This window comes from Verrucomicrobiia bacterium, from assembly GCA_019634635.1.
Lineage (GTDB): Bacteria > Verrucomicrobiota > Verrucomicrobiia > Limisphaerales > UBA9464 > UBA9464.
On record JAHCBB010000001.1, the window covers coordinates 338,750 to 362,451 of the forward strand.

Sequence of the window (23,702 nt, forward strand, 5' to 3'; positions counted from 1 at the left end):
CCGGAGCGCGGACTTGTTTCCCGGCCGCCACTTCTGCCTTCCTTCCCGCGAGATGGTTCGCCTCAAGGAAATCGCCGCCGCCGCCGGGGTCTCGGTGATGACGGTCAGCAAGGCCCTTCGGGATAAACCGGACCTCTCGGCCGCCACCAAGGCCCGCATCCAAGGCCTGGCGGCACAGATGGGTTATGTCCCGGACATCAGCGCCCAGGGCCTGCGCAACCAGAAAAGCCGGATTCTCGGGCTGGTCATGTCCGCCGCCACCAACCCGGTCAACGCCCGGATCCTCCTGGGTCTGGGCGAAGGGGCGCATGAACTGGGCTATGACCTCGTCGTCACGCAGACGCTGAACCGTCCGGACCGCGAGGAGGCCGTGCTGCGGCGGCTGATTGCGCGGCGGGCGGACGGCATCTTTCTGTCCCCGGTGTATCGCATGGAGCCCGCGGCCCCGATTTACGAGGAACTGCTGCGCCGTCGTATTCCGGTGGTGCTGCTGGGGCACCGGGCCCCGTTTTGTGAGGCCTTCCCCGCGATAGAGACCGATGACCTGGAGGCGAGCGTCGCGGTGACCCGCCATCTCCTGGATCTGGGACACCGGCGCATCGCCTTCTTTTCCGGCCCCCGTGTGTCGCCCGCCTCGCTGGAGCGTCTTGAGGGCTATCGCCGGGCCCACCGGGAGACCGGAGTGCCGTTGGATGACCAGCTCGTGTTCAATGCCGGGGCTACAATCGAGGAAGGGGCCTCGGCCGCTCTCCAGTGGCTTCAGGAGGGTTCGGGGGCCACGGCCATCCAGTGTGCGCACGACCTGGTGGCCATCGGGGCGGCGGACACCCTGCTCAACCAGGGATTCCGCATTCCCGGAGACGTCAGCGTCGTCGGGTTTGGGAACGTGCTTGCCGCGGAATACTTCCGGGTGCCGCTGACGACGGTGCGTCAACCCAAGCTGCGGCTTGGGGCGGTGGCCATGGATACCATGCTTCGAATGCTCCGGGGCGAGGCGGTGTCGTCCCAGCGGCTGCCCGCGCAGTTGGAGATCCGGGCGAGCACCGCGCCTCCGGGCGGCACACGGGCCGTGCCGACACCGGTACCAGATGTGTGAGCGGATCCGCCGATCCGTCGCCGCCTAGTGTCATGAAGCGCATCCGGGTCTCCCGCTGGACGCTGCCTGGGTCGGTGCGGCGGCGGCTGGACACCGTCGCCGTCGAGGAACCGATGGAGCTGCGGGTGGACACCCGCCCGGTCGCCGTGATTATGCGCACCCCGGGACACGATGAGGAGCTTGCGGTGGGATTCCTGGTGTCGGAAGGAATGCTGCGGCGGCGGGCCGAGCTGAGGGCAGTGCGGCCCGACGTCCGCAACCGGCGGGGCAACGTGCTGGATGTCTTCCTGGAGCCGGAGGTCACCGTGGATTTCGCGCGGCTGACGCGACACGTGTTTGCCTCCTCCAGCTGCGGCCTTTGCGGCGCAACGAGCATCGCCTCGGTGCAGCGACAGTTTCCCGCAGTCCGTTCAACATTCCGGATCGCGCCGGACCGGTTGCTGGCGCTTCCGGAGTCGCTGCGGGCGGGCCAGTTGGCATTCGATGCCACCGGGGGCCTGCATGCGGCCGCCTTGTTTGATGCGGCCGGACACATCACCGGCCTGCGGGAGGACGTGGGGCGGCACAATGCCGTGGACAAGGTCGTCGGCCGGTCCTTCCTCGATGGCCACTGTCCCCTTGGGACCTCAGGCCTGCTGGTCAGCGGCCGGGTCTCGTTTGAGATTGTGCAGAAGGCGGTCGCCGCGGGCATCGGTCTCGTGGCCGCAGTGTCGGCACCGACGAGCCTCGCCGTGGAGTTTGCCCGTGCCAGCCGCGTGACCCTCATCGGCTTCCTCCGGCCGGGCCGTTTCAACGTATACAGCGGATCGGAGCGGCTTGGTGGGCCGGGTTGACGGTGCGCCGGTATGGAGTCTGACCCCGCGAAGGTTGGGGTCCGGTCGGCGATGGCGTCCGGAACGTTGCGCATCCTCCGAGGCGCCGGCAGGGCGTCCCCGGGCCTGTTCACTCCGGGCGACAGGGTGTGGGTCCCGTGGCGCAGGGACTTGGGTTCTCTTCTCAGGATTTGGCGTTCGCCCGGAATTGTTCCGCGTACTCCCGGTTGAAGGACACCCGGCCATTCACGCGTTTCAGCCAGGGCCAGAGTTCATCGGGTCCCGGCTTGTGGGCCACCATCGCAAAGGAGTTTCCCTGCGAGGGCACCACCCATTCGATGAGTTTGGCGACGGGGACCGATGCCTGCGCCACGAGCTTCTTGATCGGTGACCGGTACATACCCAACCGGGCCACCGGAACGTTCATTCCGTAGAAGTACTGGAACCGGCAGGGCCCATACGGATGGAAGCACTGAATCGCCTTGGCGAATTCCCGCTCCGTCCACCGGTAGACATAGTTGGGCACCTCGGTGTTGTTCACCCCTCCACGGTCCATGCCGCTGCCGATCACCGCTTCGACCTCAAATTCTGCGGACAGGCCCAGCCGGCAACCCAGCCGCATCAGCATGCTGTCTCGGGATTCGAAGACGATCGTCATCTTGCGCGCCACCCGGAACATCTCCAACAGGGCGCGGTGCGGGGAACTGCAGTGGTGCAGCCCATCCGACACGAACACGTGGTCAAAGCTGTTGTCGTCGAACGTCAGGTTTTGGGCGTCCTGGAGGCTCCAGCTGTAGGGGGGGAAATCCGGACGAATCAGCCGGTCGTCCAGGTTCGAGATGGTCGCCACCCGCAGGCCGGCCTCCGAAAACACCTGCTGCTCCGGGCCCGCGGCACAGAGGGCGAGGACGGAGTCGCTAGGCGATAGGTGGCCCAGGCTCAACAGTTTCTTGAGGGTGGACAGAACGAAGGAATGACGCATTGAATCCTGGTAGGCTAGGGGAGCCCCGGAACCGAATGGTCGCGGGGTAATGGCAACCGCACATTTTCCGGACGAAGGGGGGCCGCACCGACCAGATGCAGTACACCGTCCAGTCCGCTGAAATTTAGAGCCGCATCCGCCTGGCGCTGCACAAGCGGCTTGGCACGGAATGCGACGCTTAATCCGGCCAGCGCCATCATCTTCAGATCATTGGCCCCGTCCCCAATCACGATGGCGTCCCGGGTCGTGCACCCCAGGTCGCGGCATACCACAGCCAGGCGCTCCGCCTTGGCGTCAGCATCCACGATGGGTCCGTGGACCCGCCCGGTGAGGCGGCCCCCCACGATCTCAAGCTCGTTGGCCAGCGCGTGGTCGAGCGACAAGTCCGAGGACAGCCTCCCGGTGAAATAGGTGAAGCCTCCCGAAACCAGCAGGGTCTTCAGTCCCGCGGCCCGGACGGCATCCAGAAGCGCTTGGGCTCCCTGGGAGAGTTCCAGGCGCTCGGAGTACACCCGGGCAAGGGCTCCGGCGTCGAGACCCGCGAGCAGTGCGACCCGCGCCTTGAGGGCTGAGGGAAAGTCGAGTCCGCCTTGCATCGCTGCTGCGGTGATCGCAGCCACTTTGGGACCCACTCCGGCCAGCGCCGCGAGTTCGTCAATGCACTCGATGGCGATCAGGGTGGAATCCATGTCCATCGCCAGGACGCGGTATCCGGAGAGCGGCCGTCGCGTCACGAGTTGGGCCACATCCACCTGGTTCCCGGCGCACCACGCCCGTGCTTCGTCATCAAGGTTCCCGCCCTCCAGACACCATGCAGTGGCGGCGAGCGGCATGCGTCTCTCCGCGTGAATGCGGTCCGCCAGTACCTTGGCAAACTCCCCCGAAATTCCAGGGCCCTGTGCGATGACGACACTCATTTCAACGTCCTCTCAGCTTGGGGGTCCCGGTGCGACTGGCAAGTCCGGCGAATCGGTGGGAGCCGGTCGCGACACCGGGGCGCGGCCGGTGGACATGCCCATGGGTCCGTGGAGATTGCGACTGGCTTTGGGCTTCTGGTCCGGCGGTCCGGGGCGGTAGCCTGTACGGGTGTCGTCCCTCGTTCGTGTTGCCGTGGTCGGCGTGGGTTCCCTCGGGAAGGAGCATGCCCGCATCCTTGCCGAGCTGGCACGTCTCGGTGTGTGCCAGTTCGCCGGCGTGTTCGACGTCCAGCCCGATGCGGCCCGGGCCCAGGCGCTCAAGCACGGTGTGCGGGCCTTTGCCAGCCTCACGGAGGCCGCGGCAGCCGCGGATGCCCTCACCATCGTCACACCCACGGTCACCCACGCGGCCATTGCGCGGGACCTCCTGGAGTCGGGGCGTCATCTCCTCATCGAGAAGCCGATGGCCGACAACGGGGCCGACGCCGCGGCGCTGGTGGCGTTGGCGGCAGGGCAGGGGGTCATTCTGCAGGTGGGCCACGTCGAGCGGTTCAATCCGGTCTTTGGCTACCTGGAGCGGGTCGCCCGTCATCCCCGCTTCATCGAATGCCACCGCCTTTCGCCCTACCCGAAGCGCAGCACCGACATCGGCGTGGTGCTGGACCTGATGATCCATGATCTCGATGTCATCCTGGCCTTTGTGAAGTCGCCGGTGGTGTCCGTCGAAGGGGTGGGCATTTCCGTGCTGAGTGCGAGTGAGGACATTGCCAACGCGCGGCTGCGATTCGCCAACGGGTGCGTGGCCAACATCACGGCCAGCCGGATCAGCCCGGAGCGCATGCGCAAGATCCGCGTGTTCAGCGCCGGCCCGGAGCCCAGCTATATCTCGCTCGACTACCGGGCGCAGGAGGGTTTCGTCTACCGGCTGGCGCACGACGACGAACCGGAGAGCTCGCTGTTCAAAAAGCTCCTCGCCGCCCGGGAGTCCGCCATTGTCAGCGAATTTGCCGGACGCCGGATCGTCCGCGAGCCGGTGCCCATCGCCAAGGAGGAGCCACTGCGCCTGGAGTTGGCGCACTTTGTGGCCTGTGTTCAGGAGCGTCAGACCCCCCGCGTGACCGGCGAACAGGCGCGGGCGGCCCTCGAAGTCGCCTTCGAGGTCACCCGGCAGATCCGGGAGTCGGAACAGGCGCTGCGGACGACGGACTTTGGCGGGGCGCCCGCGGCCGGACAGGGCGGCTTCCGGAATTAGGCCACCCGGAGAGTCGGGACGCGGGCAGGGGCGTCCCGCACTTTGACCGGTCTGGTGCCAGCGGGAAGAATCGAACTTCCGACCAAGGGCTTATGAGTCCCCTGCTCTACCGCTGAGCTACGCTGGCCCAAACGAGTGCCGGTACGGATCGGCACGCGCGACGGACGTGGAACCCCCGGCAGTTTCCGGACGGTGGCTCCGTTCGGTCGGTTTAGGTAACCGGCGCGAATTCCGCGGGCAAGAGGTTTCCCGTTGCCTCGTGGCACCGACAGGACGCGAACCGGCCGGACGGCGCGATTTGAAGCGGCGTCCCCCTGCGCGGAGCGATCCCGTGTCGCGCGATCCGGACCGCCCGGAACCCGAAAATAAAAGGCGGGCCGGACAATCGTCCGGCCCGCCGCGAAGTCTCGTTTACCCGTTTACCGGCGCACCGGTGGCGCCTCAGTTGGCGGCGCGATAGAGGCGCTGGGCCTGGAGATCCCCTGATGGGATCGTCAACGGGCTGATGGCTCCCGGCACCGGGGTAAAGGCCTCGCTGAGCGTACCGGCGGATTCCAGGGTGCCGGTGAACGTGAGGATCACATTGCCCGTCGAGTCGCGGGATACCGACAGCGCCGGAGGAGCCGCCGTGTCAACGACCACCAGCGGGATGCCGTCGGCGGTGGGCCCGCCCAGGGCCTCGATCTGCTCGGGGGCCAGGGCCCCGTTGCGGATCTGCACTGAACTTACCCACATTTCGCGCCGCTCATCCTGGTCGCCGTCGGCAAAGAGGATCGCCGTGGGGCCGAGCGAACGCCGCGGGTTGTCCAAGCCCTGATTGGCGGTCCAGTTGTCCTGGAAGATGCCGTCCACGTATTTGACGACCACCGGCGGGTTGGCCGCCATGTCATAGGCCGCGACCACGCGATGCCATTCACCGGGCGTGAAGGCCCCGGTGCCATTGTAGCCCTCGGCACCCTGGCCGAAGTTGTTGCCCTGCCAGAACAGGTCGCCGTCATCCGTATTGTCCGGTGAACTCGTCTGCCACAGGGACGCGGCGCCCGGCCCCGTCTCGGCAACATACACATCCATGAGCAGGGTGTATTGGTTCACCCGGGTGCCGCCGCCGTTGGGCGGGATCCGGTGGTCCACAATGTAGCCGATCTGACGGGAAAGCGTCCCCGGTACGCGCATCACCCGCGCCTCGGCGCCACCGGGGCCCGCAAGGCCCAGTTCGGTGGTGGTACCGAAGGCGGTCTTGTCATCGGTGGAACCCTCCGGTCCATCGAAGGTCGGGTCAAAGTAGGCGAGGTTGGATCCCACGGTCGCTCCGAGGTCGCCGAATTCGAAATCCCACTGGCCGGTCACGGTGCTGGTGGGCAGCAGGACCGGGATGCCTGCTGCGGTGGGTCCTCCCAGCAGCACGCATTCCGCGTCGCTGAGGCGTCCGGACCGGATCTGCACCGAACTGACCCACATCTCCCGTCGCTCGTCCTGATCGCCGTCGGCGAAGAGGATGGCCGTGGGGCCGAGGGAGCGGCGCGGGTTGTCGAGGCCCTGGTTGGCCGTCCAGTCATCCTGCTTGATGCCGTCCACAAACTTCGCCACGACCGGCGGGCTGGCCGCCATGTCATACGCGGCCACGACGCGGTGCCATGCGCCGGCGGTGAAGGTGCCGCGGCCGTTGTAGCCGCCGCCACCCTGGCCAAAGTTGTTGCCCTGCCAGAACAGGTCGCCGTCGTCCGTGTTGTCCGCGGAGCTGGTCTGCCACAGCGACGCCGCGCCCGGACCGGTCTCGGCCACGAAGACGTCCATTACCAGCGTGTACTGGTTGACCCGGGTACCGCCGCCATTGGGGGCGATCCGGTGTTCCAGCACGTATCCGATCTGGCGGCTCAGGGTTCCCGGAACGCGCATCACGCTGGCCTCAACGCCGCCCGGCCCCTCGATGCCCAGTTCGGTGGTGGTGCCGAAAGCGGTTTTGTCATCGGTGGTGCCCTCCGGGCCGTCGAAAGCCGGATCGAAGTAGCGCAGGTTCGTGCCAATGCTGGCGCCGAGGTCACCGAATGCGAAGTCCCATTGGCCGGTCACGTTGGCGGTCGCCAGCTCCGTGGGGATGCCCCCGGGCGCGGGCCCGCCCAGCAGGAGAGCCTCGGCGTCGGAAATGCGGCCGTTCCGGATCTGAATGCTGTTCACCCACATCTCGCGGCGCTCGTCCTGGTCGCCATCGGCGAAAAGGATGGCCGTGGGGCCAAGGGAACGGCGCGGGTTGTCGAGGCCCTGGTTGGCCGTCCAGTCATCCTGCTTGATGCCGTCCACATATTTGACGACGACCGGCGGATCGGCGGCCATGTCGTAGGCGGCGACGATGCGGTGCCACTCGCCGGCGGTGAAGGTGCCGCGACCGTTGTAACCACCGCCGCCCTGGCCGAAGTTGTTGCCCTGCCAGAACAGGTCACCGTCATCGGTGTTGTCCGGGGAGCTGGTCTGCCACAGGGAGGCCGCGCCGGACCCGGTCTCGGCCACGAAGACATCCATGATCAGCGTGTATTGATTCACCCGGGTGCCGCCCCCGTTGGGGCTGATTCCGTGGGTCATCACGTAGCCGATCTGCCGGGTGAGGGTACCCGGAACGCGCATCACGCGCTCGGCCTCGCCACCGATGGAGGCGATGCCGAAGTCGGCCGTGGTGCCAAACGCCGTCTTGTCATCCGCGGTGCCCGTCGGGCCGTCGAAGGCGGGGTCAAAATACGCGAGCGGGGATCCAACGGTCGCCGAGAGGTCGCCGCTGTTAAAGTCCCACTGGCCGGCCACCTGGGTCGTATTGCCGCCGCCGGTGACGATGCCAAAGCTCCATGTGGCCGTCCGCACCGTTCCCTCGGAGTCGGTGTACTCCAGACGGACCACATTGTTGGCTTCCGGCCGGTTGGGATTCGGGGCGTAGGCCACGGTGATCTTGCCGTCCGCCTTGGACAGCGTCTGCGGCGTCACCGCCGTGTCATTCAGGAAGAGCCGCACTCCCGAGGTCTCCACGGTCGCGGCTCCATCCACGATCAGCGCCTCAATCGGGGCGCTGGCCGGATTGCCTTCGGATCCTGCGGAGGGCGTGGCCTCGGCGACATACGGGCCCTTGGCATCCGCGACGCTGGTGTCCACGTACGCCTTGACCGCCGTGTCGTACAGCGGGTCGTTCACCAGCAGGCGGGTGCCGGTGGCCTCATCGAGCGTGTAGAAATCGAGGCTCGCGCCGCTGCCGGTCTGCCAGTAGAGGATGCGGAACGGGTAAAGTCCGGCCTGCGGGGCGACGACGGTGAAGCGGTTTTCGTTGCGCCAGTTGTTCTGGAACCCCGGGGCGATGCGCTGGTATTCGGCCACCTTGAGACCAAACAGGTCGCGGGGATTCTGCGCGACGAACACCTGGTAGGCATCGTCGTCGTTGAAGTCGGTCCGCTCCGAGGTCGTGCTCACGCCGAAGGTGTACTGGCCCGCGGCCAACTCCAGGAAGCCGACGGCCTCAAGGGCAAACTTCTCCGTGGAGCCGTTCACTCCCGGAATGCCCGGGAAGGGCACGGACGAGAACGTCCAGAGGTAATTCTGCTCCAGGTCGAACAGGTCCACCGGTTCGCCGTCACGCTCGAAGTTGAGCGTCTCGACAAAAAAGGCGCCCCCGGTCTCCGGACCGGCGATGGCCTCGTTGGGGATCAGGGCGCCCCCAGCGTCGGTCAGGGTGCCGTTGATCTGACGGGCGGCACGGATGGAGTTGTTGGCAACGACGGCCTCCTCGGGGGCCTGGACGGTGCGGACGACGAATCCGCGGGTGGTGGACGACCCGGGCGGCAGTGCAGCCGATGCGGGCAGCGTGACGGCGGCGGCGCTTGCTGAGCCCAAAGAGGCGAGCAGCGCCACGCCGAAGGGGACTAGTCTTCGAGATAAACTCATGGCGATGCGATGATGTCGTTGAAGGGCGGGGAGTGCAATGGCCGGCAAGGGGAAATCGGGTCCCGCCCCTCCGGGATCGGCCGGCGCCCTCCGGCGGCAGCAGTTGGTTCGCGGCACTGCCGCCTCCGGGCTTGTCTCGCGTTCGCGGGCTTCCTAGCCTCGCCCCGTTTCCGTCATCCCACCGCATAGATTCCCCTCCATGTCCAAGCAACCCCTCCGCATCGGGCTCATCGGCTACGGCTTCATGGGTCGCGCCCATTCCAACGCCTACGCCAAGGTCGGTCACTTCTTCGACTCCCCCTACACCCTGGTCCGGCAGGCGGTTTGCGCCCGCAACGAGGCCGCGGTCACGGCGTTTGCAGCGCGGTGGGGCTATGCCTCGGTCGAGACCGACTGGCGCCGGTTGATCGCCCGCGATGATATTGACGTCGTGGACATCGCCGTCCCGAACAACCTGCACGCGGAGATGGCCATCGCCGCGGCAAAGGCGGGCAAGATGATCCTCTGCGAGAAGCCGTTGAGTCTGAACGCCCGGCAGGCCGAGCGCATGGTCGCGGCCGTGGAAAAGGCCGGTGTGGCCAACATGGTCTGGTACAACTACCGCCGCTGCCCGGCGGTCATGCTGGCCCGGCAGCTGATGGATGAGGGGCGCCTCGGACGCATCTTCCATTACCGCGCTAATTTCCTCCAGGACTGGACCATCAGCGCCGACCTGCCGCAGGGCGGCGCGGCGCTCTGGCGGCTCGACGTCAAGGCTGCCGGCTCGGGCGTGACCGGAGACCTCCTGGCGCACTGCATTGACACCGCGCTGTGGCTGAACGGCGGGATCAAGGACGTCAGCGCCATGACCGAGACCTTCATCAAGGAGCGCAAGCACCAGCTCACCGGGAAGGTGGAGAAGGTCGGCATTGACGACGCCTGCGCCTTCCTCTGCCACTTCAATAACGGCTCGCTCGGGCTGTTCGAGTCCACCCGCTACGCCCGCGGCCACAAGGCGCTCTACACGCTGGAGATCAACGGCGAACACGCCTCCCTGCGGTGGGACCTCCACGATCTGCACCGGCTCCAGTGGTTCGACCACCGGGACGAGGGTCCGCTGCGTGGCTGGCGCTCGATACACGTCAGCGATGGGGAGCACCCCTTCCAGAAGCATTGGTGGGTTCCCGGGCTGCAAATCGGGTACGAGCACAGCTTCGTCCACCAGGTCGCCGACTTCCTCAAGGGTTTGGAAACCGGGGAGGGCGCGCGCCCCAATTTCCGCGACGGCCTCGCGACGGACTATGTCGTGGACGCCGTGCTGGCATCGGCCAGGTCCCACCGCTGGACCAAGGTCAAGCAAATCAAGCCGGCGTAGCGCATGGGCTCCCGGGCCCCGGCCGGTCAATGGCCGATCAGTGGCCGGTCAGTGGCCGTGACCGTTGGCGCACCCCGGACGGTGATGCCGGAGGTGGTCGGTGAGAAAGGGCAGCAACTGCTTCTTGCGGGAGACCACCCCGGCCAGTTCAAACACCCCGGGCTGGGCCTGCGGATACTGGATCGTGCCTACCAGCCGTTCGGGCCCGGCCACCAGCAGCAGGGACGACTGGCGGACGACGTCGGTGATGAACAACGCCGAGAAAAGGTAGTCGTTGTTCTTCCGGTACTGCTCCAGCGCGGTGCTGACCTCCTCCCGCCGCTTCCAAAACACGTCGAAGCCCAATTCTTCGATCTGCGCCACGCTGAACCGGTGGCCGTCCTCGACGTATTCCTTGCAATCTGCAGTGATCGCCCCTTCCGGCGGCTGGGACACCAGCACCGAGCCCGACTGAAAGACCTGCTCCGTGAACCGCGCGGCGTTCACCCCCGACTTTTTCTCCAGGAAGGCGAGGATCTCCACGTCGCGCGGCGTCGTGGTGGGCGAGGTGAGGTTCAGGGTGTCGGTCACCAGTCCGGCCAGCAGAATCCCGGCGATGTTGCCCGGCAGTTCGACCCCGTAGCGCAGGAAGCAATCGGCAACGATGGTCGAGGTGGAGCCCACGGGCTCGTTGCGGAAGAGGATCGGTTCGCTGGTGTGGAAGCTCCCGATGCGGTGGTGGTCAATCACCTCCAGAATGGTCACCAGGTTGGCCCCCTGGACCGCCTGGGACAACTCGTTGTGATCCACCAGGATCAGCTTGCGGTCAATCGGCTTCAGGAAATCGGATTTGGTCAGGATGCCCACCGTTTTCCCGGCATCATCCAGCACGGGAAATGCCTGGAACTGCGAGGCGGCGGCAACGGATTGCACGTCCTGCAGGCGTTCGTCGTCGCGGAAGGACAGAAAGTCCTCCCGAAGCAGGCGCTCCACCGAGATGGAGGCCCGGGCCAGCATGGCTGTGGTGGCGGAATCGTGCGGACACAGCAGCAGCGTCACCTCGTTGCGGCGTGCGAGCTCCTGCATCGCGTCCGTCATGCCGAGACCGCCGGTGACCACGACGAGGCGGACGCGTCCCTCGATCGCCAGGCGCTGGATGTCCTCACGGTCACCCACGACGACCACCAGCCGCTCCGGAGCGTAATTGGGCAGCCGCGCGGCAAAGGAGGCCGGGTTCATGGCGGCCACCATGAGGATGAGTTCCTGCTCCACGTCCGGCTCGAAGGCGCACAGCATCCGGGCGTTGAGGGTCCGGGCCAGCGCCCGCACCGACGCGACGATGCGGCGTGAGTCGAAGATCCGGTTCGGCGAGGGAAAGAAGAACTTGCTGGCCTTGAACACGGAGAGCAGGCCCAGGCAGCGGCGGTCCGCATCGAGCACCGGCAGCACGCGGATGTTGCGCTCGTCCATGGTGGCCAGCGCCTCGACGACACTGGTCCGGGGCGGCACTGAGATCACGTTGCCCTGCATGACATCGCGCACCCTGGGGGAGACGTCGGGGATGAACCGGGGCGGGGGAACGCCGAATTCGCGCAGCACAAAATCGGTGCGCTGATTGACCTCGCCGCACCGGGCGGCGATGGCGTTGGGGGTGCCCGTGCGGCGCTTGAACTCCGCATACCCGATGGCCGAACAGATGGCGTCGGTGTCGGGGTTGCGGTGGCCGATCACGATGATGTCGCTCATGAGCGGGTCCGGAATACCGGAAGCCCCCCGCAGGTTCAACGACATCGCCGTGGTGTCGCGGCACCGGCCCCCGCTTTTTTGCGCGCCGCAGGAGATTGACGGGTGCGTCGGAGGGCCGCCGGTGATATGTCCTCCCCGCGCCGCCCAGCGGCGTTACCTGCATGATCCTCCTCCGGTCCCTCGTCGCCGGCACCCCGGTGTCCGGCCAGAATCTCCTCACCGTCCGCCATCCGTACGACGGGGCCGTCGTCGGCACCGTGGCGCAGGCCGCCGCTGCGGACACTGCCGCCGCCGTGGACGCGGCCCTGGCCTTCCGGGACACCCCGTCCCGGCATCAGCGCTTTGAGATCCTGGAGCGGACCCGGGCCGCGCTGGAGGGCCGTCGGGAGGCCTTTGCGCGGACCATTGCGCTGGAGGCGGGACTGGCGATCCGCGAAGCGCGGTATGAGGTGGGGCGCACCCTCGACGTGCTGCGCTTCGCCGCGCTCGAGGCGCTGCGCGACGACGGTCAGATCTTTTCGTGCGACATCTCCGCCCAGGGCAAGTCCCGCAAGATCTTCACCACCCGGGAGCCGCTGCGGTGCGCGGTGGCGATCACCCCGTTCAACCACCCGCTGAACCAGGTGGCGCACAAGGTGGCGCCGGCCCTGGCCGCCGGGACGCCGCTGGTCCTCAAGCCGTCCGAGAAGACGCCGCTGGTGGCCCTGCAATTTGCGGAACTGCTGTACGGAGCCGGGTTGCCGGGTCCGATGCTCAGCGTGCTCCTGGGCCCGACGCCGGAGGTCGCCGAGCCGCTGGTGAAGCATCCCGAGGTCGAGTTGGTGGCCTTCACGGGGAGCGTCGCGGTGGGCAAACGGATTGCGGGAACGGCGGGCTACAAGAAGCTGGTGCTCGAGCTGGGGGGGAACGACCCCCTGATCGTCCTCGACGACGCCGACCTGGATCTTGCCGTCACCCTGGCGGCGGAGGGCAGCTACCGGAATTCCGGACAGCGCTGCACCGCGGTGAAGCGGTTGCTGGTGCAGGAGGGCATCGCGGAGGCCTTCACCGCGCGGCTGGTGGAACGCACGCAGGAATACGTTTGCGGAGATCCGCTGGACGAGGCGACGCGCGTGGGCACGGTGATTGATGAAGCCTCGGCCGCCGCGCTCGAGGCGGTGGTGACCGAGGCCGTGGCTGCGGGCGCGCGGGTGCTCACCGGCGGCCGGCGCCGGGGCGCCCTGATGCCCCCGACGGTTCTGTCCGACGTGCCGCGGGACTGCCGGATGGTGGTTTGCGAGAGTTTTGGTCCGCTTGCGCCGATCCTGAAGGTGCGTGACCTCGACGACGCCCTCGCCCTGGCCAATGCCACCGCCTACGGCCTGAGCTCCGGGGTCGTGACGCGGGATCTGACCCACGCCCTCAAGGCCATCCGCACCCTCCGTTGCGGCACCGTGAACATCAACGAGATCCCCGGGTTCCGGGTGGAAAACAGTCCGTTTGGCGGCATCAAGGACAGCGGCCTCGGGATCAAGGAGGGGGTCATCGAGGCAATAAAGGCCTACAGCTACGTGAAGACGTTCTCGTTGCCCTGGTGAGTTCCCCTGTCGCGGCGAAAGCTGAAAGCGTTCATGGATCGCCGAAGGCGGCGGTGCCTTTCGAGAAACGTTGACGGAGCCAGAGCCAATCCCGGCTTGGAAAGACGTTGCCGGCTCCCGACCATTGCGTGCCAATTTCGGGTGGTTGTGTGCTGGCCTCCAGCCACCGATGGAGTTCAGCCCGGCCATCCATAAAGCTCAAAGTGCCACTGCTGCCGTGTCGGCTGGACGGAAGATTGACGAAGTATTGCGCGGAGATTGCACTGCTAATTGCAAAATTGGGCGCGGCAATCGTGTCAGCGTGTTCATCAATAAAAACGAAGATGTCAGGCCGAATGTTGCTGATTCGCAGCAGATCCGTGCGCTTCTCAAATCCCATTAAGCCTGTGTAGACGTCCCGCGTGCCGACCTGCGCGTTCAGGGATACGCTGCGAACGCGAGAGTGCATGCGTGGGCCGGTGCGAGCGAACAAGCGGGTGGCGGATCGGTCGCTTGGACATTTAAAGGTTCTGGCAGCGCCCGGGGAGTTCCTGTTGCCAAGAAAGGGGCCGAGTGAGTAGGGGTGATCGTCGATCAGCAGGGAAATATTCGTGCCGTCGGGTTCGCCGTAGTGCATCAGGCCCGGACACTAGGAGCGCCAGGGTTTGGGTCCTCCCCAGGGGTCGTTGGGGAGGAACCAGTCGTTGTTGTCGAGCGCATACAGGACCCAACCGAGGGTGATCTGGCGGAGATTGGACAGGCAGTCCGATCCCTCCGCCCGACGCCGGCCCTTGGCGAGGGCCGGGAGAAGCAGGCCCGCCAGGGTCGCCACAATGGCAACGACCACCAGCAGTTCGATGAGGGTGAAGCCGCGCCTTGGCCGTACACTCATTGTATCCGGCCGCGTCATGGGAATTCTTCGCTGGCAGCAATTGTTGACACCGGTTGATGACCCCCGAGTTCCCCTGTCGCAGCGAAAGCTGAAAGCGTTCATGGATCCCCGAAGGCGGCGGTGCCCTTGGAGTAACGCTGGAGCAGCCAGAGAAAGTCCCGGCTCCCATAAACGTTGCCGGCTCCCGACAATTGCGTGCCAGTTTCCGGTGGCTGGGTGCTAGCCTCCAGCCAGCGATGGAGCTCAGCCCGGCCATCCATGAAGCTCAAGGTGCCACTGTTCCCGTGCCTGCTTGATGGGAGATTCCCAAATCTTTGCCTTCCGACATCCATACCCATGACAAAATTGGGCGCACCAATCGTGTCGGCATGTTCATCAATAAAAACAAAAAGGTCAGGCCGGATGTTGCTGATTCGCAGCAGATCCGTGCGTTTTTCGAATCCCATCAAGCCTGTGTAGAGGTCTCGCGTACCCACCCGAGCATTCAGGGATACGCTGCGAACGCGAGGGTGCATGCGTGGGCCGGTGCGAGTGAACAAGCGGGTGGTGGATCGGTCGCTTGGACATTTGAAGGTTCTGGCAGCGCCCGGGGAGTTCCTGTTGCCAAGAAAGGGTCCGAGTGAGTAGGGGTGATCGCCGATCAGCAGGGAAATATTCGTGCCGTCGGGTTCGCCGTAGTGCATCAGGCCCGGACACCAGGAGCGCCAGGGTTCGGGTCCTCCCCAAGGGTCGTTGGGGAGGAACCAGTCGTTGTTGTCGAGCGCATACAGGACCCAACCGAGGGTGATCTGGCGGAGATTGGACAGGCAGACCGATCCCTCCGCCCGACGCCGGCCCTTGGCGAGGGCCGGGAGAAGCAGGCCCGCCAGGATCGCCACAATGGCAACGACCACCAGCAGTTCGATGAGCGTGAAGCCGCGCCTTGGCCGCACGCCGGTTGTCTTCGTGGGCATCATCGGGAAGTCCTCCGATCACTGTGGTCTCATCCGCCACAGCCTTTGAGCACCATTCCGCCGGCCCGAACCCAGGACCACACCCTGATCCGAAATCGAGATCGCGTGTTCGAGCACCCAGCCCGAGTTTGGGGGGAGTAGGGAGTTTAGGTCCTGCGCGACAGAAACGCCCCGATCCCACCGCACGGCTCGGTACTCGCTCTGGTTTGGCAACTGGGAGCGTCCAACCGCCTGACCGTCACAGTTGATTCCCCAGGCGGACGAATGGCCAAGTCCCAGGCCGGAAAGCAAGTGACTTGAAAGCGTGACCGGAGTCTGAACCCCTGCGGGTACACGAAACGCTCGCATACCACCTCCGGTGTCCGTCCAACCCACGGTTCCTCCTTGATCAGAGGACTCGAGCACCTCGCTGGAGCCAGTTACTGCCATAAAAGCGCTGTCCGAATTGATGAAAATTGGGAAAGCATCAGATAAAAAGCCTTGGTAGGGACCTCCTACGGTAAATTGTGCCTTGCCGAAAATGCGACCCTTGCTTGAGGCTCCATTTACCACAACATTGCCTGGTGTGAAGAATAGTACCTTCGTTGCAACCCATGTCCCACTGACGAGTTCCCACCATGCTGCGCGGGTGAAGTTTCCGGATTGAGAATCGGTCCCATAGCCGCAGATCAACCCATAGTCACACGCTCCAGTGATGAATGGCCCGCCCCCGAAGCCGGTGAACCCGGTGGGAAGCTGGAGGTAAGTCGGGGTTCCGGGCACGCCATTGACCCAGACGCTCATCCGGTTTGTCCCGGACCCACCCGCAAACCAGCCCAATTGGTTTCCCCCCACCACGCGCTGATTCAGGCCGTAATCCGGAGGAGCCTGAGACGCCAGCTTGATCTGTCCATACTCCCAGACAGCGCCATATTGGGCGACGCTTCCGCTGTACGGATACGGTTGGCCGTGCCCCAGGCCAAGGGCGCGGCCCGCCTGGTCAATGCGGACTGCAGTATTGTACGCAGGATCGCCGCCCACCAGCGCAGGGAGTTCTTCGATGATCGTGGTGACGGGTTTGCCGACTCCGGCCCGGGAATTCGCGCCCTGCAGGGAGGGCCAGGCGGAAAGCATGAGCCTCGTGGGTGCGTTGATCCGCCAAAGACGACCCACGGAATCACCAATGATGATTCGTCCGTCCGCCCGGATTGCTGGCGATCCGACGAAATTGAGTGCTTGAGAACCTGACACCGCCGGCACCCAGTTCCACAACAAAGGGCTGTCGTTGCTGTCGCAGATACGAATGGCGGCCACGCCCCACGCATTCAATCCGTCCGACCATTGGTCGGACATTGGAACAATGGCGATTCCGTCCTCGGTGAGGCTGGGGGTGGCGCACAGCTTGCCGGACAACGACTGCTGGGTCCAATGGGAGACGATCGCGCCGTTGCCGCCATTGACGACGACAAACCGGTGGCCGTATTCCGTCACGTACACGTACCCCATGCGATCGGCGAGAACTCCGGAGATGATCCCTGGTGAACCGGGATTGTGATCGTCGCTGGGGATGTTCGCTGTCCATCGAATCTGGAATCCGGGGGACTGTGCGAAGTCAACTGCGGCGAGAACTTGTCGGTTTGCTGCGGGAGAGCCGTGCTGAAATCGCCGGGTCCCGGCGTAAATCCAGCCATTCGGGGCGATGGCCAGGGCGGCCTCGATTTCGACCGTGTTGTTTTGGAGGTGGCTGCGGAGATTCACTTCCTTTTCGAGCGCTCCGGTCACCCGGTTGAACGCGCAAACCAAGCCGCCGGAGGTCCCAACCACGACCCGATTCTGGTGGTCCAGGACGGGGGAGCAGCTCCACGGGTCCGGATGAAACGGAAGCGGAGGGGTGCCAAAAGTGCCCAGCGCCGGGGTGGGTTGGGTATTCCCGGTTGTGGCGGGTGACGCCCACCTGGGCGTTCCGGTATTCGCGTTCAACGCGTAGAGTTTTCCATCATTCCCCTGAAAATAAACCGTGGGACCGCTGGGGTGCGTGCCATCGAACACCGGGGTGTTGCGAATCGGTTGGGTCAGCGTGCTTCCCGCGGCCGGATAGCGCCAGGCAATGCGCTGCGGGGCTGCCGGATCGGTGTTGAGACAGTAGAGAACTCCTTGATCCGTCGCGACGAACAGCTGGGAGCCGGACGCATTCACCGAGGGCGGACAAAAGACTTTCGATCCGGCCGCCCATTGCCAACGAGCGGCACCTGAGGCTGTTCGGGAGTGGACTGTGGAGGAATTACCGCTCCGCGACGCAAAATAGATCGTGTCGCCTGATCCTAGAACGATCCCACCGTCAATGTCGCCCAAGCCCGATGCGAGGATTTGCGTCGAAGGAGGCGGGTGGGGGATAACCTGCGCTTGAGTGTCCAAGGCGATGGCCAGGGAGGCCAGGGCCAGGCTCAGGCTCAGGCGAGTGGCGAGTGGCGAGTGGCGAGTGGCGAGTGGCGAGTGGCGAGTGGCGAGTGGCGAGTGGCGAGTGGCGAGTGGCGAGTGGCGAGTGGCGAGTGGCGAGTGGCGAGTGGCGAGTGGCGTCATGGGATGTCCGGGTTGATGAGCGTGATCAAGTAGACTGATCGAATGACATCAATGCCTGTTCGAATGTCAAGACATTGCCGAGTTTTCATCTTTGAGTTTTCCATCGCTGCTCGTGTGCCTTGCTGGGCGCCGGCCCGCTGGACATGACACTGGCCTCGTTCATGCTTGACCATGGGTATGCGGGCGAGGCCATCGCGGGTTTGGGTCGGCATGGCGCTGGGACTGTCACTGTCCGGGCTCCCGTCCGCCATGGCGCAGTCGGTCCACATCAAGGGGGTGCCGGATTACGCCTGGCATCTGGGATGTTTTGGAACCGCCACGGGCAACCTCTTCGGGTTCTGGGACCGGAACGGCCTTCCCGACTTCTACACAGGTCCCACCGGTGGTGGCGTGGCCCCGTTGAACAGCCGCGCCAGCCAGGGGAACGCCGGCATCCGGTCCCTGTGGGCGTCCGCCGCCGGCCTGGACGGGCGCCCACGGGATCGTCCCGGCCACCAGGACGACTATTACGTGGCCTACCAGAGCGTTGTTCCGGATCCTTTTGTGACCCAGGGGCGCGACGAACACGCACCGGACTGCATCGGGGACTTCATCGGATTGAACCAGAACAAGTGGACCGACCTTGGGGGCGAATGCCGGGGCAACATTGACGCCTATGCGTATGTTTTCTGGGATTCCACGGGGAACCGGAGGGAGGCCGACCCTGATGCCGATTCCGGGATTCCCGCGGGTGCCGACATGCCCAACGGCCTGATCTCCTGGTCACGGCACCGCGGCTATGAGGCGGAGAGTTTCTGCCAGTTGGCCGATTTCCATCCGGACGTGACCGCCGGCCATGGGTTCACTTTCGAGGATCTCCAGGCGGAGATTGATGCCGGCTATCCGGTCCTGCTCTTTCTCCAGCCGTTCGACGTGTATTCGAGGACCCTTCGGGGTGTTGCCGGGGTCAACCCGGACATCCACGGCATGCTTGCGTACGGGTACCTGGTGGATGAAGACGGGTCGCGCTACGTGCGATTTCGGACCAGTTGGGCCTCCGGCGATTTCGAGTTTGCCCCATGGGCTGCGGTTCCATGGACGCCCAATGGCGAGCTGAACTATCCGTTGCGCGGGGTGATCGGGTACCGGCCGTTGCCGAAGATCCGGAGCTTTGGACACGAGGGCGACACGCTGGTGCTGCGCTGGGACGGTCCCTCCGCGGTGTTGGTGAATGATACGTCGGGAGAGGAGACTCCGGCGCATCGGTACGTCGTGGAGCGGGCCACCTCGCTAACGGCAGGGGATTGGGCACCGGTTTCCGAGATTCAGTCGGAACGGGAGTTCCGCGTCACTGGCAGCGGATTCGACCCGGAATTCTTCCGGGTGTCCCTCGTGCCGTGATCGGCGGAGATCGCGCATCGCGTCGTGTAGTACGGCGCCCCGCACCGTTTTCGAACGACGCGACGGGCTGAATCGCTGAGGGTCCGCCCGTCGCTGGCCGATTGCGCGTTGGCCCGTACCGAAAACGGCGGAGGGCCGCGCGTACTCCACGGCGCTTCGCGCTCGCGATCGGTGGAGGCATCGCAAGCGGACCAGTTGCACGGCGGTCGCGGACTTGAATGGGGCCGGCGACACGCCGGGGACGCTGCGGAGCGAGCTGCTGCTCCGGGGGCGATTGCCGGTGGACGAGTGTGTGCGGCTGGGGTTGGCGCTGACGACGGCGCTGGGGCACCTGCACCGGCACGGACTGGTGCACCGGGACATCAAGCCGTCGAACATCGTCTTTGTGAACGGCATCCCGAAGCTGGCGGACATCGGGTTGGTGGCGCAGGCGGAGCGGACGATGTCGTTCGTGGGGACGGAGGGGTACCTGCCGCCGGAGGGGCCGGGGACTGTGCCGGCGGATCTCTTCAGCCTGGGAAAGGTGCTGTACGAGATTGCGACCGGGCATGACCGGCAGCAGTTTCCCGAGCTGCCGACCGACGTGGGGGCGTTGCCCGACCGGGCGGCGCTGGCGGAACTGAACGAGGTGCTGGTGCGGGCGTGTGCGCCGGACGTCCGGCAGCGCTACCAGACGGCGGCGGAGATGCACGCCGACCTGGCGGTGCTGCAAAGCGGCGGATCGGTGGCGCGGCAGCGTCGGCTCGCGGGCCGGCTGCGGTTCGTGCAGCGGGCCGGGGTGCTGGTGACGGTGCTGGCCGTCGTCATCGCCGCCGGCTGGGCCTGGCAGGCGCGGCAGACCGCCCGGATGAAGGCGCTGGCCGAGGAAAACCTGGCGCTCGCCCGGGCGGCCGAGACCAGCGCCGCCCGCGCGGCGGACAACGAGGCCGTCGCCCGCGCCAGCCTTTACGCGGCCGACATCCAGTTGGCCCAGCAGGCCCTGCGGTCGGACAACCTCTGTCTCGCCCGGGCACTTCTGCAGAATCATGTCCCCCGACCCGGCGAGCCTGACCTGCGCGGTTTTGAGTGGCGTTACCTGTGGCGGCAGAGCCAGGGCGAGGAGTTGTTCCGCCTGCCGGGGAACCAGCATACCTCCCTCGTGATCGAGGCGTCGCCGGACGCCCGCCGACTTGCGGTGGGGGGCTACGACCGCGGAACAATCCGGGTATTTGATCCCGCCCTCCGCGGCGAACCGATCGTGCTACCTGATACGAACCGCATTCTCTCCCTCGCCTTTCCGGCCGGGACGAACCAGCTCATCAGTGCCTCGCCCATGGACGTCCGGATTTGGGACCTGTCCACCCACCTCGAGGTCCGTCGCCTTCCCGGGGCGGCCGCGCCCGCCGTGCTGTCCCCCAACGGACGGTACCTTCTGACCGGGGCCGGCCCTTGGGAAGACGAGCCGTGGGCCCGCCCCCAGGAGTTGCTCGTCTGGGACACCGCCACCTGGAACCGCCTTGGGTCGGTCAACCTGCCGGTGTCAACCATTCGGAGCATCGCCCGTCACCTGTATCTGCAGGTGGCTTTCGGGAGTGATTCCAGCCAGGTGGCGGTGCTGGCGGGTGACCGGATCCGGATGCTCATCTGTCCGGGCCTCCAGGAAATCCGGCAACTGCCCGACTCGTTGCCGCCCAGTACCACAGCGCGGCCCTTCCTCGCCTTCTCCCCCGACAACCGGACCCTGGCGTTTCCCGGTGCCAGGGGTTTTGAGATCCGCCTTTGGGACCTCGAGGCGAACCATGAGGTCCGCGTCCTGCGGGGGCACTCGGACCATGTGTTCGCGGCGCGTTTCTCCCCCGACGGCAGTCTGCTTGCCACGGGGAGTCCGGACCAGACCACGCGCCTGTGGCGGGTGGATACGGGCGGGCTGTTGCGTACCCTCGCCGGGCAGGCCGACGAGGTGATTGACGTGGCGTTCTCGCCAGAGGGAGGCACGCTGTTCACGCTGGGCGTCTCGGAAGGCGAGGTGCTGGCTTGGAACCCGGGGCATGAGACCGGCCGGTCGGTCCTGCGGCGGCAGTTCCGTCCGCTGGGCTTTAATCCGGATGCCACCCTTGAGGGCGTCCTGACCGACGTGGCGGAGAGGATCCGCATTGACCCGGCCACCTTGGAGTCGGAGCTGGTCGGCGGTCCCGTACCCGGACCCGCCGCGAGTCAGTTCATCGGCCTGAACAGCCTGTCCGCGAACGGTCGGTATGGCGCCATCCGGGCTCCGGGCGACAACCGGATGGAGATCTGGGATCGGGTCCGGGACGAGCGCCTGTGTGTGGTTCCTGCCGAGACCGGGGCGGTTTCCTTCGATCCGGACCGGGACCTGGTGACGACCCGACATCGCGACGCGGAGGGATTCCCGGTCCTTTCGGTGTGGCAGCTGCCTGACGGGCGCCCCAGGTGGTTGATTCCCGATCCGGTGCGGATTGCCAGCGGACTCCTCCCCAGTGCGGCGGGGCTGCACGTCCTCGTGGGATTACGGGACAGTCTGGCCGTGTACCAGTTGGAAGCGGCGGGGCCCGTGCTGCGCCACCGCCTTCCGGCCGATCACTTCGTGCGAGGGGCGCTTTCGCCGGACGGGCGTTGGATCGCATCCGGGGCGGCGGACATCCGGATCTACCGGCTGGACACGGGGGCCGTGACTGGCTGGCTGCGCGGACACACGCGCAAGAACACCCGGCCGGTCTTCAGTCCGGACAGCCGGACCCTGGCCACCACCTGCGATGATCGGACCCTGCGCCTTTGGCATCTGGCCACCCATCGCGAGCTGCTGCGGTTCGATTCGCCCGAGGAAGACCTCGGTGCGTTCACCCTCGAGTTCTCCCCGGACGGTCGGGCGTTGGCCTGCTTCCGGGTGGATGCCGAAGGGCCGGCCACCACGCTGCTGTTCGCGCCATCGTTTGCCGAGATCGCGGTGGTTGAGGGCGGGGATTACCGGGCGTTGGCCGGGGACGACGCCGGGCTTTGGCTGGCGGTGGCTGGGGAGCTGTACCGGCGGGGGCGACCGGACGAGGCCCTGGCGGCCTGCGACCGGGCCCTGGAACTCGCCGGCGAACGGCCGGAAGTGGCCTGGCTGCCGTCGCGGGCCCAGCACCTGAGGCAACGTCTTGTGCAAGGAATCGCGGGCCCATGACATCTGGCGTTGCCTCCGGCCCGGCTGCCGGGCCTGGTCCTGCCACGCTGCTGGCAAGGCCGACAGTCTAGTTTCGACAACCAGGAAACCGAGGAACAATCGGGCGATGAGGCCGGCTGACCCCTTTGCTTCCGAGTTTCTTCGTTGTTCCCACAGACCGCCCCTTGCTCCGTGCCATCCCTGTGAATCTGCGTGTCCCCCCCGGTCATGGTCCGACCGCCCGACCGCGCGACGGCCAACGCCGACTGCCAGTCTTCCGGCTGGGCAGTGGACGGTCCGGGCGGGCTGGAAAGCCCGTCCCCAAGGCAGGTGGTCGGGAGGATCATCGAGAGCCGAATTTCCGCCTGTTGCGACTTTTTGAGGGCGATCGGCCAGCCCTGCGGCGGGGATCAGCGCATCCCCCCTGAAGGGGGCTGAGACGGCCGAGCCGACGCCGGTCGCTGGCAAAAGGTCCACCCGCCGGAGGGTCCTCGGGCTACTAGCAAGTGATTCGAGCAGCGAAGGCCATGGCCGCCTCGGTGCGGGTGTGGACCCCGAGTTTGGCGAAGATGTGATCAAGGTGGTTGCGGACGGTCTTCGTGCTGAGGTTCAAGGCCTGGGCGGTCTCCTTGTCGGTGAGTCCGCGTGCAACGTGCTCCAATACCCGGAGTTCGGCCGGGGTCAGACCATGGTTGGACGGTCGCCGGCCGGACGTTTCGGTCCGAGGGCCCGGGTCACCATGGCTGCCGGGGAGGGCGTCCGGATCAATGACGGAGTCTCCCTGTTCGATGGAGTGGATGGCCTGAACAATGGTCCGGGCGTCGGAATGCTTGAGGAGATAGCCATCGGCACCCGCCGCAATGGCGGAAATCACAAGTCGCGGATCCGAATAGGAGGTGAGACAGAGGACCCGGGGACTGGGCTGAAGGGCCTTGGCTCGACGGCAGATTTCCAGTCCGTCCCCGTCGGGAAGTCGCAGGTCCAGGAGGATGATGTCGGGGTGATGGGCCAGGGTGGCGGTCCAACCGGTCGCGAGGTCCGCTGCGTCCCCGACCACGTGCAGGCGGGGATCAATTTTCTCAATGGCGCGCAGGCCTTCCCGGACGACGGGATGGTCGTCAATGAGGAGGATTCGGAGGGGCATGGCGGGGTTGAGGTCGGGGC

At 66.0% G+C, this 23,702-nt stretch carries 16 protein-coding genes and 1 tRNA gene; 7 read left to right on the top strand and 10 right to left on the bottom strand.

All coding sequences use genetic code 11. From position 1 onward, the window contains the following. Nucleotides 1-52: 52 nt before the first annotated feature. Nucleotides 53-1,096: a LacI family DNA-binding transcriptional regulator gene (locus KF791_01265; GenBank protein MBX3731203.1), complete on the top strand. Its 1,044-nt coding sequence runs from the start codon at nt 53-55 to the stop codon at nt 1,094-1,096. A gap of 32 nt (nt 1,097-1,128) precedes the next feature. Next, nucleotides 1,129-1,929: a formate dehydrogenase accessory sulfurtransferase FdhD gene (gene fdhD, locus KF791_01270; GenBank protein MBX3731204.1), complete on the top strand. Its 801-nt coding sequence runs from the start codon at nt 1,129-1,131 to the stop codon at nt 1,927-1,929. 163 nt (nt 1,930-2,092) lie between these two features. Here fdhD and KF791_01275 read toward each other — a convergent pair whose 3' ends face one another. Next, nucleotides 2,093-2,890 carry a methyltransferase domain-containing protein gene (locus KF791_01275; GenBank protein MBX3731205.1) on the bottom strand — a complete coding sequence of 266 codons (798 nt, stop codon included), beginning with the start codon at nt 2,888-2,890 and terminating at the stop codon, nt 2,093-2,095. A 14-nt stretch (nt 2,891-2,904) separates the two neighbouring features. Beyond that, nucleotides 2,905-3,807: a phosphoserine phosphatase SerB gene (serB, locus tag KF791_01280; protein MBX3731206.1), complete on the bottom strand. Its 903-nt coding sequence runs from the start codon at nt 3,805-3,807 to the stop codon at nt 2,905-2,907. A 169-nt stretch (nt 3,808-3,976) separates the two neighbouring features. Here serB and KF791_01285 point away from each other — a divergent pair, with 169 nt between their 5' ends. After that, a complete protein-coding gene (locus tag KF791_01285; protein MBX3731207.1) occupies nt 3,977-5,059 on the top strand; it encodes a Gfo/Idh/MocA family oxidoreductase in 1,083 nt (360 codons plus the stop codon). Nucleotides 5,060-5,111: 52 nt separating this feature from the next. Here the strand turns inward: KF791_01285 and KF791_01290 are convergent. After that, nucleotides 5,112-5,186, bottom strand: a tRNA-Met gene (locus tag KF791_01290). Nucleotides 5,187-5,500: 314 nt separating this feature from the next. Beyond that, entirely contained in the window at nt 5,501-8,977 is a 3,477-nt protein-coding gene (locus tag KF791_01295; GenBank protein MBX3731208.1) for a hypothetical protein, read from the bottom strand. A 199-nt stretch (nt 8,978-9,176) separates the two neighbouring features. Between KF791_01295 and KF791_01300 the strand changes: the two genes are divergently transcribed. Further along, nucleotides 9,177-10,331: a Gfo/Idh/MocA family oxidoreductase gene (locus KF791_01300; protein ID MBX3731209.1), complete on the top strand. Its 1,155-nt coding sequence runs from the start codon at nt 9,177-9,179 to the stop codon at nt 10,329-10,331. A gap of 48 nt (nt 10,332-10,379) precedes the next feature. On the opposite strand, the gene KF791_01305 is transcribed toward KF791_01300, so the two are convergent. Continuing rightward, complete coding sequence (locus tag KF791_01305; protein ID MBX3731210.1) at nt 10,380-12,056, bottom strand: putative manganese-dependent inorganic diphosphatase; 1,677 nt, start codon at nt 12,054-12,056, stop codon at nt 10,380-10,382. A gap of 161 nt (nt 12,057-12,217) precedes the next feature. On the opposite strand from KF791_01305, the gene phnY reads away from it, so the two are divergent. After that, nucleotides 12,218-13,633: a phosphonoacetaldehyde dehydrogenase gene (gene phnY / locus KF791_01310; protein ID MBX3731211.1), complete on the top strand. Its 1,416-nt coding sequence runs from the start codon at nt 12,218-12,220 to the stop codon at nt 13,631-13,633. A 31-nt stretch (nt 13,634-13,664) separates the two neighbouring features. Here the strand turns inward: phnY and KF791_01315 are convergent, their stop codons facing one another. The 4 genes from KF791_01315 to KF791_01330 form a co-directional block, all read right to left on the bottom strand. Continuing rightward, entirely contained in the window at nt 13,665-14,249 is a 585-nt protein-coding gene (locus KF791_01315; GenBank protein MBX3731212.1) for a hypothetical protein, read from the bottom strand. A 12-nt stretch (nt 14,250-14,261) separates the two neighbouring features. Next, nucleotides 14,262-14,522 (bottom strand): prepilin-type N-terminal cleavage/methylation domain-containing protein, encoded by a 261-nt coding sequence (locus tag KF791_01320; GenBank protein ID MBX3731213.1) that lies wholly within the window; start codon nt 14,520-14,522, stop codon nt 14,262-14,264. A gap of 80 nt (nt 14,523-14,602) precedes the next feature. After that, nucleotides 14,603-15,436 (bottom strand): prepilin-type N-terminal cleavage/methylation domain-containing protein, encoded by an 834-nt coding sequence (locus tag KF791_01325; GenBank protein MBX3731214.1) that lies wholly within the window; start codon nt 15,434-15,436, stop codon nt 14,603-14,605. 39 nt (nt 15,437-15,475) lie between these two features. Further along, nucleotides 15,476-17,788, bottom strand: a complete 2,313-nt coding sequence (locus tag KF791_01330) for a PQQ-binding-like beta-propeller repeat protein (protein ID MBX3731215.1) — start codon at nt 17,786-17,788, stop codon at nt 15,476-15,478. 438 nt (nt 17,789-18,226) lie between these two features. On the opposite strand from KF791_01330, the gene KF791_01335 reads away from it, so the two are divergent. Beyond that, nucleotides 18,227-19,396, top strand: a complete 1,170-nt coding sequence (locus KF791_01335) for a hypothetical protein (protein MBX3731216.1) — start codon at nt 18,227-18,229, stop codon at nt 19,394-19,396. Nucleotides 19,397-19,610: 214 nt separating this feature from the next. Continuing rightward, nucleotides 19,611-22,559 carry a hypothetical protein gene (locus KF791_01340; GenBank protein MBX3731217.1) on the top strand — a complete coding sequence of 983 codons (2,949 nt, stop codon included), beginning with the start codon at nt 19,611-19,613 and terminating at the stop codon, nt 22,557-22,559. A 478-nt stretch (nt 22,560-23,037) separates the two neighbouring features. Here KF791_01340 and KF791_01345 read toward each other — a convergent pair whose 3' ends face one another. Further along, nucleotides 23,038-23,682, bottom strand: a complete 645-nt coding sequence (locus KF791_01345; GenBank protein ID MBX3731218.1) for a response regulator transcription factor — start codon at nt 23,680-23,682, stop codon at nt 23,038-23,040. Between the last annotated feature and the right edge of the window lie 20 nt (nt 23,683-23,702).

Coding starts and splice junctions, on each gene's coding strand:
- serB (MBX3731206.1), bottom strand. CDS start 3,807: ATGAGTGTCGTCATCGCACAGGGCCCTGGAATTTCGGGGGAGTTTGCC.
- KF791_01300 (MBX3731209.1), top strand. CDS start 9,177: ATGTCCAAGCAACCCCTCCGCATCGGGCTCATCGGCTACGGCTTCATG.
- KF791_01315 (MBX3731212.1), bottom strand. CDS start 14,249: ATGCACTACGGCGAACCCGACGGCACGAATATTTCCCTGCTGATCGAC.
- KF791_01265 (MBX3731203.1), top strand. CDS start 53: ATGGTTCGCCTCAAGGAAATCGCCGCCGCCGCCGGGGTCTCGGTGATG.
- KF791_01295 (MBX3731208.1), bottom strand. CDS start 8,977: ATGAGTTTATCTCGAAGACTAGTCCCCTTCGGCGTGGCGCTGCTCGCC.
- KF791_01335 (MBX3731216.1), top strand. CDS start 18,227: ATGGCGCTGGGACTGTCACTGTCCGGGCTCCCGTCCGCCATGGCGCAG.
- phnY (MBX3731211.1), top strand. CDS start 12,218: ATGATCCTCCTCCGGTCCCTCGTCGCCGGCACCCCGGTGTCCGGCCAG.
- KF791_01345 (MBX3731218.1), bottom strand. CDS start 23,682: ATGCCCCTCCGAATCCTCCTCATTGACGACCATCCCGTCGTCCGGGAA.
- KF791_01275 (MBX3731205.1), bottom strand. CDS start 2,890: ATGCGTCATTCCTTCGTTCTGTCCACCCTCAAGAAACTGTTGAGCCTG.
- fdhD (MBX3731204.1), top strand. CDS start 1,129: ATGAAGCGCATCCGGGTCTCCCGCTGGACGCTGCCTGGGTCGGTGCGG.
- KF791_01305 (MBX3731210.1), bottom strand. CDS start 12,056: ATGAGCGACATCATCGTGATCGGCCACCGCAACCCCGACACCGACGCC.
- KF791_01320 (MBX3731213.1), bottom strand. CDS start 14,522: ATGACGCGGCCGGATACAATGAGTGTACGGCCAAGGCGCGGCTTCACC.